The following is a 13,339-nucleotide window of genomic DNA, read 5'->3' as shown; positions in this document are numbered from 1 at the left end:
TCCTCAGTCTGACGGACTCGCGTCAGCCCGTGCTGAGTCTGTACCGGCTGAACAGCACCCCGTCCTCCTCCAGCAGCTGCACCAGCTGGGCGGAGGCGGGGTCGTCCAGCCCGGCGTCCCCGAGCACGCCCGGCGCGCCGCCGGCCAGCACGGGGGCGATGGTCAAGCACAGCTCGTCCACCACGCCGGCGGCGACGGCGGCGCGGAACAGCGAGGGCCCGCCCTCACAGAGGACGTGCTCCAGGCCGTCCTGGGCCAGCCGGTCCAGGGCGGCCGGCAGGTCGACGTCGTCGTCCCCGCACACCAGCACCCGCACCCCGGCCGCCGCGAGCTCCTCGCGGCGGCCGACGTCGGCTGACCCGCAGGTCACCAGGTACGTGGGGGAGACGGGGTCGGTGACCAGCGGGTCGTCCAGCGCGAGGGAGGCCCGCTTGCTGACCACGACCACCGGTGCGGTCGGCGGGCGGCCCAGCTCGGCCCGGATGCGACCGACGGGGGAGTCGGCGGTCAGCGGCTTGTAGCCCTCCGCCGAGGACGTCCCGTGGCCGACGAGCACAACGTCGGCCCAGGCGCGCAGCACCCGGAACACCCGCTTGTCACCGTCCGAGCCCAGCCCCGCGGACTTCCCGTCGACGCTGGTGGCACCGTCCAGCGCCGCGACGAAGTTGGCCCGCACGTGCCGCCCGGCCGGGGGGCGGTAGGCCTCGGCGAGGCCCTGGTCGTCCAGCCAGGACTCCGTCGGGGGCAGCAGCCCGCGCATCAGCGGGTGGCCAGCACGGCCGCGGACTCCGGCGGCAGGGTGACGGTCTCGCCGTCCAGGGTGGGCAGCTCGCCGGTCGCGAAGAGCACCTGGGCGGCCTCGACGTCCAGGTCGATCTCCCGCGGGGAGTCGGCCAGGTTCACCACGACCCGTAGCGAGCCGCGGTGCACGACCATCCAGCGGTCGGCGTCGTCCCAGCTGACCGCGACCCGGGTGAGGTCGGGGTCGACCAGGTCCGGGTGCGCGGAGCGCAGCGCCAGCAGCGCGGTGTGCACCGCCAGCAGGTCGGCGTGCGGACCCTGCTCCAGCTGCGACCAGTCCAGCTTGGAGCGCAGGAACGTGTCGTGCTCCTGCGGGTCGGGCACGACCTCGGCGTCCCAGCCGTGCTCGGCGAACTCCCCGATCCGGCCCTCGGCCGTGGCCCTGCCCAGCTCGGGCTCGGGGTGGCTGGTGAAGAACTGCCACGGCGTGGTCGCACCCCACTCCTCGCCCATGAAGAGCATCGGGGTGAACGGGCTGGTCAGCGTGATGGTGGCGCCCACGGCGAGCAGGCCGGGGGACAGCGACGCGGAGATGCGGTCACCGACGGCGCGGTTGCCGATCTGGTCGTGGTCCTGCAGGTAGGCCAGGAACTTCCAGCCCGGCAGCGCCTGGGTGTCGACCGGGCGGCCGTGGTGCCGGCGGCGGAAGGAGGACCAGGTGCCGTCGTGGAAGAACGCGCCGGTGAGCACCTTGGCCAGCCCGGCCAGGCCGCCCTCGGCGAAGTCCCGGTAGTAGCCCTGGCCCTCACCGGTGAGCACCGCGTGCAGCGAGTGGTGGAAGTCGTCGGACCACTGGGCGGTGAGCCCGGTGCCGCCGGCGACCCGGGGGGTGACCATCCGCGGGTCGTTGAGGTCGCTCTCCGCGATGAGGGTCAGCGGGCGGCCCTCGGCGACGCTGAGCGCGTCGACCTCGGCGGCCATCTCCTCCAGCAGGTGGGTGGCCCGCTCGTCGACCAGCGCGTGGACGGCGTCCAGGCGGAGCCCGTCGACGTGCATGTCGCGCAGCCACATCAGCACGTTGTCCAGGACGTAGCGGCGGACGCCGTCGGAGTCCGGGCCGGACAGGTTGACCGACTCGCCCCAGGTGTTCGCCCCGCCCTCGCTGAAGACCGGGAAGAACTCGGGCAGGTAGTTCCCCGAGGGCCCCAGGTGGTTGTAGACGACGTCCTGGATGACGGCCAGGCCCCGCTGGTGGCAGGCGTCGACGAAGCGCTGGTAGCCGGCCGGGCCGCCGTAGGTCTCCTGGACCGCGTACCAGGCGACGCCGTCGTAACCCCAGTTGTGCGTGCCGTTGAAGCCGTTGACCGGGAGCAGCTCGACGAAGCTGACGCCCAGCTCCACGAGGTGGTCCAGCCGGGTGATCGCCGCGTCGAAGGTGCCTTCCGCGGTGAAGGTGCCCACGTGCAGCTCGTAGACGACGCCACCGGCCAGGGGGCGCCCGGTCCAGTTCCGGTCGACCCAGCGGTACGCGGTGGGGTCGAAGCGGCGGGACAGCCCGTGCACGCCGTCGGGCTGGCGGCGGGCGCGGGGGTCCGGGCGGGCCGGGGTGGTGTCGTCGAGCAGGAAGCCGTAGTCGGCCTCGGCCGGCGCGGGCACGGTGGCCCGCCACCAGCCCTCGTCGTCGCGGGTCATGTCGAACACCTGCGCGGCGTCACCGGCACCCAGCTGGAGGCGCACCCGCTCGGGGACGGGCGCCCAGACGGCGAACTCGGTGGGCTGGTCCGACATGCGGGGTGCCTCCTGGGGCGGGGTGTCGAGCGGGTGGCGACGGTTCTGTCGGTGGGCGGGTCGATCATGCCCGTGTGCACCCTGCTGAACCCCCCTCCGACGGTGAGGTGACCGGAGGCACCGTCGAGCTGCGGGTGCACGGGGTCAGCGGCAGCCCGCCCGAGTCGGTGCTCGGCGTCCCGGCGGTCGTCCAGGTCGCGGGGGACTCCCTGGGCAGGTTCTTCCGGCCCGCCGACGCGGTCGACGGCGGGCTCGAGGGCTACCACTGGGGGCTGTTCACCTCCGGCAGCTGGCGGCAGGGCCTGTGGTTCCTGCTGCTGCCCTTCGGCCTGGTCAACCTGGCGGCCCAGGCACTCCCGGCCGGCCGGTCCGGGCCGGCCCGGACGCTCGCGCTGGCCGCCCTGCGGCTGCTGGGCGCCGTGCTGACGGCCACCTTCGCCCTCGGGCTCACCACCGTGCTGGTGGACCTGGCCGCGGTGCAGCGCGGGGGCGGGCCCTGGGCCGTGCTGACCGGGCTGGTCGCGGTGCTGACCGGTCTGACGGTCGTGGCCCTGCTGGGCCGGGGCCGGGTGCCGGCGGCCCCACCGGGTGAGCGCGCGCCCCCGCCGGTGGACCCACCGCGGACGGTCCTGGCCGACCCGGCGTTCTACACCGGTGACCCGGACGTCCCCGTCCTCCGCCGGCTGCACGCGGCCACCGGGCTGCTGGTCCCGGCTGCCCCGGCGGCGGTCGCGATCGGGCTGGGGTGGGTCCCGCTGGCCGGTGCGGCAGGGCTGGCCGGCCTGCTGCTGGCCCTCGGGGACCCCCGCGCGCCTGCCCGCTGGTGGCGCCGCGGTCGGGCACCCGAGCAGGGCCGGCGGGCCGCGGGCGCCCTGGCCTGGGTCGTCCTCGGGGGTGCGGCGGCGCTGCTGGCCGGCAGCTGGACGGCTTTGCTGGTGCGTGGCGTGCCGGGCGCGCTGCCCGCGCTGACCGGCGTCCTGGAGCTGCTGGTCTGGACGGGGACCGCGACGCTGGGCGTGCTGCTGGTCGCCGTGGCGGTGGGCCGCTCGGGCACCGGCGTCGTCCCCCGGGCCTTCCGGCCGCTGGCCGGCGGGCTGGTCGCCTGGGTGGTGGCCTCGGTGGGCGCCGCGCTCGGGCTGGGCTTCACCGCCGGGCTGGTCTGGGCGACCCGCCGGGTGCTGGGCGGCGACGTCTCCGGGGTCTACCGCGCCGTCGCGGCCGGCTGGGGTGTCGCCACGGCGCTGCTCGCCGCTGCGTTCGTCGTGGCGCTCCTGGGCGGGGTGCGCCTCCTGCCGCGGCTGCGCGCCCGGGCGGCCGCCGGGTACCCCGCCGGCACCGACGCCGGGGTGGTGCGCTCGGCCGCCGCCGGGCTCTGGACGGCCGGGCTGCGCCGGCGGGTGCCGGGCCTGCTGGTGGGGGCCGCCGTCCTGGGCCAGCTGGCCGCGCTGGTGCTGCTGGCCGGGTCGCTCGGCCTGCGCCTCCCGGTCCCCGAGGCTCTGGGCGCAGCGCTGGTCGCCGTCGGCACCGTGGCGCTGGTCGGCTTCGCCGTCGGCCTGCTGCTGGCCGGCCGGGGCGCGGTGCTGCACCCCGGCGTGCGCCGCGGGGTCAACGTGCTGTGGGACGTCGTCGCCTTCTGGCCCCGTGAGGTGCACCCGGTCGTCCCCCCGCCGTACTCCCAGCGGGCCGTCACCGACGTCGCCGGCCGGGTGGTCTGGCTGCTGACCCACGGCGGGGCCGCGCGGGTGACGCTGGTCGGCTACAGCCAGGGCAGCCTGATCTGCCTGGCCGCCGTCCTGCACCTGCCGCCCGAGCTGCGCCCCCGGGTCGCGCTGCTCACGCACGCCTCCCAGCTGCAGCTGGCCTACGCCCGCACCTTCCCCCGGGCCGTTCCGGTGGAGCTGCTGCGGTGGGCGCTGCGGGAACTGCCCGGCCGGTGGCGGTCCCTGTTCCGGGACACCGACCCCTTCGGCGGCGCAGTGCTCAGCTGGGACCGCAGCCCGGACGACGGCCCGCTCACCTCGACCCGGCTCACGTCCACCCGGCTGACCGCCACGGGCGAGGAGACCGGCCCGGACGTCGTCGGACCCCGGGGGGAGCGGCGCTGCGGCCCGGAGTGGCGGTTGCCCGACCCCGCCCTGGTGGACCCGCAGCGTCGACCCTGGCCCGGCCGGCGCGGTCACACCGACCACACCGAGGACCCGGTGTACCCGTCGGCCCTGGTCAGCGTCTGGGGACGCCCACCCGGGGGATGACGTCGACACGGCTCCGTATCGACCCTCGGGAGGGCCACATACCGGGTCGGGCGCGCTAGCTTGCTCCGCAGCACCCCCCGCCGACGAGACGAGCTGCCATGAGGGTCCTCCGTTCCGTGGTCTTCCCCGGACTCCGTCTCCTGGTCTGGGTGGTGATCGCCGTGGCCCTGGTCGTGCTGGCGTTCCGCGGCTCCGGCGGCGGCGACACCGCGTCCAGCGCCGCCGGGTCGCCACCCCCGGTGGAGCTGGAGAGCCCCGTGGTCCCGGCCGCGCTCGGCACGGTGCAGAACACCGTCACGGTCACCAGGACGGTCGTCGCCGACGCCGCCGTGCCGGTCAAGGCCACCGCCGTCGGCACGGTGAGGAAGCTGCTGGTCGCCCCCGGGGCGGTCGTCGCCGCCGGGGACGGCCTGCTGCAGATCACCGTCACCACCGAGCGCGACCCGGTCACGACCACCGACGCCGAGGGCAACCCGGTGGTCACCGAGCGGCCGCCGCTCATCACCACCACGACGGTGCCGGCCCCGGCCGCGGGCACCGTCACCACGCTGGACGTGCTCGTCGACCAGCTCGTGGCCGTCGGGGACGTCGTCGGGTCCATCAGCCCGGGCACCCTGTCGGTGACCGCCCCGCTGACCCAGGACGACCAGTTCCGGCTGCTCACCGCGCCGGCCAGTGCCGACGTCACCGTCCAGGGCGGGCCGGCGCCGTTCGTCTGCTCCGGGCTCACGCTGGGTGCCCCGCCGTCCGCGGGCAGCGGCAGCGGCTCCACGGGCACCGACCCGGCGGGCGGGCAGCCCGGTGGTGCCGCCACCATTGGCACCGAGGCGCGCTGCGCGGTTCCCGCGGGCACCCCGGTGTTCCCGGGCATGCTCGCCTCCGTCGCGGTGCAGGCGGGCACCGCCACGGACGTGCTGACCCTGCCCGTCACGGCCGTCCAGGGCTCGGTCCAGGCCGGCAACGTCTGGGTCGTCGGGGACGACGGCGCCGAGCCGGTGCAGACACCGGTGACCCTGGGCCTGACCGACGGCCTGCTCGTGGAGGTCACCGGCGGGCTCACCGAGGGCCAGCAGGTGCTCGAGTTCGTGCCGGTCGCCGACGACACTCCGGTCGACGGCGGCATGGGCGGCGGGTTCGGCGGGTGAGCGACGTCCAGCTCCGGCTCACCGGGGTCGGCCGCGAGGTGCGGCTGCCCGACGGCGGGCTGCTGCCGATCCTCACCGACGTCGACCTCACCGTCGCCGCCGGCGAGCACGTGTCCATCGTCGGGCGGTCCGGGTCGGGGAAGTCGACGCTGCTCAACGTGCTGGGCCTGCTGGACAGCCCCACCTCGGGGGAGTACCTGCTGGACGGGCAGGACACCGGCCGGTTGCGCGGGCGCCGCCGGGCCAGGCTGCGCGGGGAGTGCTTCGGCTTCGTCTTCCAGCAGTTCAACCTGCTGCCCCGGCGGACCGCGGCCGAGAACGTCGCGGCACCGCTGCTCTACGCGCGTGGACGGGAGTTCCTCACCCGGGGCCGCACCGCCCGCGACGTGCTCGACCGGGTCGGGCTGGGAGACCGGGCCGACCAGGTGCCCGAGCGGCTGTCGGGCGGTGAGCAGCAGCGGGTGGCGATCGCCCGGGCACTGGTCCGCCGTCCCCGGGTGGTGCTGGCCGACGAGCCGACCGGCGCCCTGGACGTCGACACCGGCCGGGCCGTGATGGCGCTGCTGGCCGAGGCCACCGCCGAGCGGGGCGCCGCGCTCGTCACCATCACCCACGACCTGTCGGTGGCAGCGCTCGCCGACCGGCAGCTGCGCCTGGACGTTGGACGGCTCACCCCGATGACCGTCGCCGAGACCGTGGCGGCGACCTCGTGACCGGCGTGCTCGGTGTCCTCGCCGAGGCCTGGGGTGAGGTCCGGGTGCACCGGGTGCGCGTCGTGCTGTCCCTGGTCGGGGTCTTCTTGGCGGTCTTCGCCATGACCGCGGTGACCGGGCTCGGGCTGATCGTCGCCCAGGTGCAGCAGGAGCAGGCCGAGCGCTACCAGGGGCGGGCGGCCACGATCAGCGTGTCCGGGTTCGACCCGGCCACCGGCCTGCCGCCGTCCCCGGACGCCTGGGACGCCGCCAGCCAGGAGCTGCTCGACCGCTACGGCGTCACCGAGTACGCCACCGTGGGGTACGGCTCGGCACTCCTCCGGCTCCCCGCGGGCACCCAGGAGGTGCAGACCACCGACGTGTCCCCCTCCTACGGGGACCTGCACCGGATCGAGCCCATCGCCGGCCGGTGGTTCACCGACCGCGACCGCGAGTCGCTGTCCCCGGCGTTGGTCGTCAACGAGTTCGTGCTGGACCAGATGGGTGGCGGTCCCTTCACCGGCCCGCGCAGCATCGTCCTGGGGGGTCCCCGGCCGGTGACGGCGACCGTCGTCGGGGTGCTGGAGAACGACGGGGGCGAGTACCCGCAGGTCTACCGGATCGACCGCTCCGTGCTGGAGGCCGCGACCGCCCCGCGGGACCCCTACCTGTTCGGGCCCGACCAGCTCGAGCTCTGGGTGCCGGCCGCCCAGGCCGACGACGTGGTCGCGGCCGTCAGCAGCGACCTCCCACTGCTGCTGCCCGGAGGCATCCAGGTCCAGGCCTACCGGATGGACTCACCGGGCCTGGCCGGCAGCCTGGACACCCTGCGGCTGGCCGTGCGGGGCGCCGGCGGGGTGGTGCTGCTGCTGGGTGGCCTGGGCGTGTTCAACGTCGGCATGATGGCCGTCCGCCAGCGGGTCCGGGAGATCGGCATCCGGCGCAGCTTCGGTGCCACGTCGGGCCGGGTGTTCTCGGCGATCATGCTGGAGTCCGTCGTGGCCACCCTGCTCGCCGGGGTCGCCGCCGTGGCCCTCGCGGTCCTCGTGGTGGCCAACCTGCCCATCGAGGAGTGGTTCAACAACGGCGTCCCGATCGCCGACGAGCCCGGCTTCCCGGTCCAGGCCGCGGTCGAGGGCCTGGTCGCAGCCGCCGGGGTCGGGGCGCTGGCCGGGCTGCTGCCCGCGGTCCTCGCCGTCCGGGTGAAGGTGATCGACGCCATCCGGTTCTGAGCCCGTCCCCGCCCCACCGGCACCATGATCGACTTAGGGTGCCCTCATGTTCTCGTCCCTGCAGGTCAGCCGCCGGTCCCTCCTCCTGGGCGGGGGACTCCTCGGGCTCGCGGTGGCCGGCTGCGGGACCGGCGCAGGGAGCTCGACCGCCGAGCCCGGGCCGACCACCCCGGGGACCGTGGACTTCGCCTACGAGGACGTCGCGGTCACCGTGCCGGCCCGGCCGCGGCGGGTGGTGGTCATGGAGGGCCGGGGCGACCTGGAGTTCGCGCTGCTGGCCGGCTGGACGCTGGTCGGCGTCCGGAACACCAGCGCACCGGGGGAGCGGCCCTCGGGTCAGTACGCCGGCCTCGTCGACGACGCCGTCCCGCTGCTGGACAGCGCCGAGGACGCCCCCGACGTCGAGGAGATCGCCGCGCTGGCGCCGGACCTCATCCTGGTGCGGGCCAACAACTGGCGGATGGACGCCTTCGGCAACGACGTGCTGGCCCAGGTCGCCCCGGTGCTGCCCGTGGAGGTCAACCGGCCCGGGTTCCGGGAGGACATGACCGCTCAGCTCGCCCAGTTCGACCTCACGGCCCGGGCCGACGACGCCCTGGCCGACTACGACGCCGCGGTGCTCGCGGGCCGGGTCGCCCTGGCAGCCCTGGGCCGCACACCGACCGCCGCCGTGCTGGCCACCCAGATGGCCGAGACCGGGTCGGTCCGCTGGTACACGAACAAGCTGGCCACCACGGTCGCGGCCGACCTGGGGTTCGCCGTGCTCGGCCTGGACCCGGCCGATGTGCAGGGCGACCGGACGCTGAGCCTGGAGGAGATCGGGATGGTGTCGGAGGCGGAGTTCCTCTTCCACCAGACGCCGGAGCCGGCGCCGGTGGTCGGCGTCCCCACCTGGGACGCGCTGCCCGCCGTCGTCGCCGGCCGGGCCACGACGCTGGACCCGGTGCTGAACAACGGCCTGGCCCTCACCGCCACGGCGATCGCCGAGCGGATGACAGTGGCGCTCACCGCCTGAGGTGCGCCCCCTCGCCCGGTGCGGGCGAGGGGGCGCGCCGTCAGTCGCGGACCAGCAGGGCCACCGGAAGGGCGGCCAGCACCTCGGCGAGCGGGGCGCCGTGCAGGTCGGACACCACGCGGGCGCCGGTGAGCAGGTCCCGCCAGCCGCCGTGCGGCAGCTGCAGTGCGGTGTCGGCCCAGCCGGTCGCGGCCAGCCCCACCGGGAGCCGGGTCCCGACGGCGACGACACCGCCACGGTCGAAGGCCACCACGTGGTCCGCGGCCGGGCCGGTGGCCTCGACGGGGGTGTAGCCGACGAACGCCCCCGGGGTGTCGCGACGGTGCCGCAGCACCCGGGACACCACCAGCAGCTTGGCCGCACCGGTCTCCTCGACCGCGGGCACCGTGCCCGCGTCGAGGTCGGCGAGCAGCCGCCGCCGCAGCGGGTAGTCGACCGGACGGCGGTTGTCCGGGTCGACCAGCGAGAAGTCCCACAGCTCGGTGCCCTGGTAGACGTCGGGGACGCCGGCCACGGTGAGCTGCAGGAGCTTCTGCGTCAGCGAGTTGGACCAGCCCGCCGGCGCGATCCGGGCCACCAGGCCGTCGATCTCGGCGCGCGTGGCCGGGTCCTCGAAGGCGGCGTCGACCATCGCGTGCAGCGAGGCCTCGAACTCCTCGTCCACCGCGGTGTACGTGGTCGACGTGCCCGCCTCGCGGGCGGCCTTCTCCGCGTAGGCGTGCGCCCGCTCGGGTGTCAGCGGCCACGCGCCGACCAGGTTCTGCCAGACCTGGTGGGCCAGCGGCCGGTCGGCCAGCGGGTGCCGGCCCAGCCAGCCGCGGACCAGGCCCGCCCACTCCTCGGGGAGCTCGGCCAGCACGGCCAGCCGGGCCCGCACGTCCTCGCTGCGCTTGGTGTCGTGCGTGGACAGCGTGGTCATGGAGACGGCCCGGGTGGCGCCCCGGCGCTCCTGCGCGGCGTGGAAGTCGGCCACCGGCAGCCCGAACCGGGTCGGGTCACCGCCGACCTCGTTGAGCGCCACGAAGCGCGACCACCGGTAGTAGGCGCTGTCCTCGACGCCCTTGGCCATGACCGGGCCCGAGGTCTGCTCGAACCGGGTGGCCAGCTCCGTGTGCGGGGTGGCCAGCAACGGGTGCAGGCCGTCCACCGCCGCCGTCAGGTCCGGACGGCGCTCGCGCACCGCGCCGACCGTCGCGTCCAGGTGCGCCCGGCCCTCGGGCAGGTACGTCCGGTACACGTCGAAGCCGGCCAGCAGCTCGGCGAGTGCCTCGGTGACCTGCTCGGCCGGCACGCCGGGGAGGTCCCCGACGAGCCGGGCCAGCCGAGCGACCTCGGAGCCCAGGATGCCGTCGGTGACCTCGCGCTTGGCGTCGTGCACCAGCTCGTCGTAGTCCACCTCGCGGCCGGCCACCTCGGTGTCCAGCGCGGTGAACGCGGCCTCGCCGGCCGGGTCGACGAGCACGCCGTCGACCTCGGCCAGCGCGTCGTAGCCCGTCGTCCCCGCGGTGGCCCAGTCACCCGGGAGGTCCTCCCCGGGCTCGAGGATCTTCTCCACCACGGTCCAGCGGTGGTCGCTGAGCTCGGCGAGCCGGTCCAGGTAGCCCTTCGGGTCCGCCAGCCCGTCCGGGTGGTCGATCCGCAGGCCGTCGACGTGCCCGGCGGCCAGCAGCTCGCGCACCAGGGCGTGGGTGGCGTCGAAGACCCGCTCGTCCTCGACCCGCAGGCCGGCCAGGGTGTTGATGGCGAAGAACCGGCGGTAGTTCAGGTCGCCGTCGGCCCGGCGCCAGTCGACCAGCTCGTAGTGCTGTCGGTCGTGCACCTGCTGCGGGGTGCCGTCACCGGTCCCGGGGGCGATCGGGAAGCGGTGCTCGTAGTAGCGCAGCTCGCCGTCGGTGACCTCGAGCTGGGCGACGTCCTCGGCGCTGCCCAGCACCGGGACCCGCACCCGGCCGCCGCCGGCCGCCCAGTCGACGTCGAAGGCGTGCGCGTGCGGGCTGCCCTGGCCGAGCTCCAGCAGCGACCACCACCACTGCGAGGCGTGCGCGTCCTCCACGCCCATGTGGTTGGGCACCAGGTCCAGCACCAGGCCCAGGCCGTGCTCGTGCAGCGCGGCCACGAACCGGTCCAAGGCCTCCCGACCACCGCGCGCCTCGTCGACGTGCGCGTGGTCGGTGGTGTCGTAGCCGTGGTTGGAGCCCTCGGCCGAGCGCAGCAGCGGCGAGGAGTACGCGTGGCTCACACCCAGGTCGGCCAGGTAGCCGGCCAGCCCGACGCCGTCGTCGAGGGTGAAGTCGGCGTGGAACTGCAGCCGGTACGTGCCCGAGGGGACGCCCCCGGTCACGAGACGCTGCGCAGCACGACCATGGCGCGCCCCTTGACGGTGACGACGTCCCCGGCCTTGCTCTCGTTGGGGTCGACCGGCCCGAACTCGGCGGTGTCGACGACGACCGACCAGGTCTCGGCGTACTCCGAGTTCGGCAGGGTGAACTCGATGTCCTCGTGCCAGGCGTTGAACGCCAGGATGAAGCAGTCGTCCACCACGGCCTCGCCGCGCTCGTCGGTCGAGCGGATGCCGTTGCCGTTGAGGTAGACCGCGACGCTCTTGGCGTAGTGGGCGTCCCAGTCGTCCTCGCTCATCAGCTCACCGGCCGGGGTCAGCCAGGCGATGTCCGGGACCGGCTCGCCCTCGCCGCGACCGACCGGGCGGCCGTGGAAGAACCGGCGACGGCGGAATGTCGGGTGGTCGTGGCGCAGGTGGGTGACCAGCTTGGTGAACTCGACCAGGCCCTCGTCGACGTCGGACCAGTCGATCCAGGTGATCTCGGAGTCCTGGCAGTACCCGTTGTTGTTGCCGCCCTGGGTGCGGCCGAGCTCATCGCCGTGCAGCAGCATCGGCACGCCCTGGGAGAGCATCAGCGTGGCGATGAAGTTGCGTCGCTGCTGGGCGCGCAGGGCCAGGATCTCGGCGTCGTCGGTCTCGCCCTCGACCCCGCAGTTCCAGCTGCGGTTGTGGCTCTCGCCGTCGTTGTTGTCCTCGCCGTTGGCCTCGTTGTGCTTGTCGTTGTAGGAGACGAGGTCGTTGATCGTGAAGCCGTCGTGGGCGGTGACGAAGTTGATGCTGGCGACCGGGCGTCGGCCCGAGTGCTGGTAGAGGTCGGCCGAGCCGGTGATCCGGCTGGCGAACTCCCCGACGGTGGCGTCCTCGCCCCGCCAGAAGTCGCGGACGGTGTCGCGGTACTTGCCGTTCCACTCGGTCCACAGCGACGGGAAGTTGCCGACCTGGTAGCCGCCGTCGCCGATGTCCCACGGCTCGGCGATGAGCTTGACCTGGCTGACGACCGGGTCCTGGTGCACCAGGTCGAAGAACGCCGACAGCCGGTCGACCTCGTGGAACTGGCGGGCCAGCGTGGAGGCCAGGTCGAAGCGGAAGCCGTCGACGTGCATCTCGGTGACCCAGTAGCGCAGCGAGTCCATGATCAGCTGCAGCGACTGCGGGTTCGCGACGTTCAGCGAGTTCCCGGTGCCGGTGGTGTCCATGTAGAACTGCTTGTCGTCGGCCACCAGGCGGTAGTAGGCCTGGTTGTCGATGCCCTTGAACGACAGCGTCGGGCCGTTGTGGTTGCCCTCGGCGGTGTGGTTGTAGACCACGTCGAGGATGACCTCGATGCCTGCGTCGTGCAGGGCCCGGACCATGCCCTTGAACTCCTGCACGGCCATGCCGGGGTCCTGGTTGCTGGCGTACTCGTGGTGCGGGGCGAAGAAGCCGATCGAGTTGTAGCCCCAGTAGTTGCGCAGGCCCTTCTGCTGCAGGGTGTCGTCCTGCACGAACTCGTGCACCGGCATGAGCTCGATGGCGGTGATGCCCAGCTCGGTGAGGTGCTCGATGACCGCCGGGTGCGCGATGCCGGCGTAGGTGCCGCGCAGCTCCTCGGGGACCCGCGGGTGGGTCATCGTCAGGCCCTTGACGTGGGCCTCGTAGATGACCGACTTGTGGTACGGCGTGCGGGGGAGCCGGTCGCTGCCCCAGTCGAAGTAGGGGTTGATGACCACGGACTTCGGCATGTGCGGTGCGGAGTCGTCGTCGTTGCGCTCCTTGGTCTCGAAGTCGTAGCCGAACACCGAGGGGTCCCAGTCGATGCCGCCGTCGACGGCCTTCGCGTAGGGGTCCATCAGCAGCTTGTTCGGGTTGCAGCGCTGGCCCTGCTCGGGGTCGTACGGGCCGTGCACGCGGAAGCCGTAGCGCTGGCCGGGCTGGACGCCGGGCAGGAACGCGTGCCAGACGAAGGCGTCCATCTCGGGCAGCCGGATGCGCTCCTCGGTGCCGTCGGCGTCGAACAGGCACAGCTCGACCTTCTCGGCCACCTCGCTGAAGATCGCGAAGTTCGTGCCGGTGCCGTCGTACGTCGCCCCGAGGGGGTAGGCGGTACCGGGCCAGACCTGGGTGGTCATGTGGTGGCGTTCCTCCTGCGCTGGG

The 13,339-nt window shown here is 74.3% G+C and carries 9 protein-coding genes; 5 read left to right on the top strand and 4 right to left on the bottom strand.

Annotation, left to right across the window (positions count from 1 at the left end; translation table 11 throughout):
- Nucleotides 1–22 precede the first annotated feature (22 nt).
- Both ASG41_RS22390 and treZ read right to left on the bottom strand, forming a co-directional pair.
- On the bottom strand, nucleotides 23–760 hold the full coding sequence (locus ASG41_RS22390) for a dihydrofolate reductase family protein (protein ID WP_056301034.1): 738 nt from the start codon (nucleotides 758–760) through the stop codon (nucleotides 23–25).
- Nucleotides 760–2,529, bottom strand: coding sequence for a malto-oligosyltrehalose trehalohydrolase (gene treZ, locus ASG41_RS22385; protein WP_056301031.1), 1,770 nt, complete (start codon nucleotides 2,527–2,529; stop codon nucleotides 760–762). The genes ASG41_RS22390 and treZ overlap by 1 nt, the downstream gene beginning before the upstream one ends.
- A 107-nt stretch (nucleotides 2,530–2,636) precedes the next feature.
- Between treZ and ASG41_RS22380 the strand changes: the two genes are divergently transcribed.
- The 5 genes from ASG41_RS22380 to ASG41_RS22360 all read left to right on the top strand — a co-directional run bounded on the left by ASG41_RS22380 (nucleotide 2,637) and on the right by ASG41_RS22360 (nucleotide 8,865).
- The gene (locus tag ASG41_RS22380; RefSeq protein ID WP_056301028.1) at nucleotides 2,637–4,781 is read left to right on the top strand and encodes a hypothetical protein; all 2,145 of its coding nucleotides are present in this window, start codon (nucleotides 2,637–2,639) and stop codon (nucleotides 4,779–4,781) included.
- A gap of 98 nt (nucleotides 4,782–4,879) precedes the next feature.
- A complete protein-coding gene (locus tag ASG41_RS22375; RefSeq protein WP_082557247.1) occupies nucleotides 4,880–5,926 on the top strand; it encodes a hypothetical protein in 1,047 nt (348 codons plus the stop codon).
- Nucleotides 5,923–6,639, top strand: a complete 717-nt coding sequence (locus tag ASG41_RS22370; protein WP_056301023.1) for an ABC transporter ATP-binding protein — start codon at nucleotides 5,923–5,925, stop codon at nucleotides 6,637–6,639. Before ASG41_RS22375 ends, ASG41_RS22370 begins: the two co-directional genes overlap by 4 nt.
- Entirely contained in the window at nucleotides 6,636–7,850 is a 1,215-nt protein-coding gene (locus tag ASG41_RS22365; protein WP_056301020.1) for an ABC transporter permease, read from the top strand. The genes ASG41_RS22370 and ASG41_RS22365 overlap by 4 nt, the downstream gene beginning before the upstream one ends.
- 46 nt (nucleotides 7,851–7,896) lie before the next feature.
- Entirely contained in the window at nucleotides 7,897–8,865 is a 969-nt protein-coding gene (locus ASG41_RS22360; RefSeq protein WP_056301018.1) for an ABC transporter substrate-binding protein, read from the top strand.
- Between the two features lie 40 nt (nucleotides 8,866–8,905).
- Here the strand turns inward: ASG41_RS22360 and treY are convergent, their stop codons facing one another.
- Nucleotides 8,906–11,206 (bottom strand): malto-oligosyltrehalose synthase, encoded by a 2,301-nt coding sequence (treY, locus tag ASG41_RS22355; RefSeq protein ID WP_056301014.1) that lies wholly within the window; start codon nucleotides 11,204–11,206, stop codon nucleotides 8,906–8,908.
- Complete coding sequence (gene glgX / locus ASG41_RS22350) at nucleotides 11,203–13,314, bottom strand: glycogen debranching protein GlgX (protein ID WP_056301010.1); 2,112 nt, start codon at nucleotides 13,312–13,314, stop codon at nucleotides 11,203–11,205. The genes treY and glgX overlap by 4 nt, the downstream gene beginning before the upstream one ends.
- Between the last annotated feature and the right edge of the window lie 25 nt (nucleotides 13,315–13,339).

Origin of the sequence: Modestobacter sp. Leaf380 (assembly GCF_001424485.1) — a bacterium.
GTDB lineage: Bacteria > Actinomycetota > Actinomycetes > Mycobacteriales > Geodermatophilaceae > Klenkia.
This window is presented reverse-complemented; position numbering and strand designations above follow the sequence as displayed.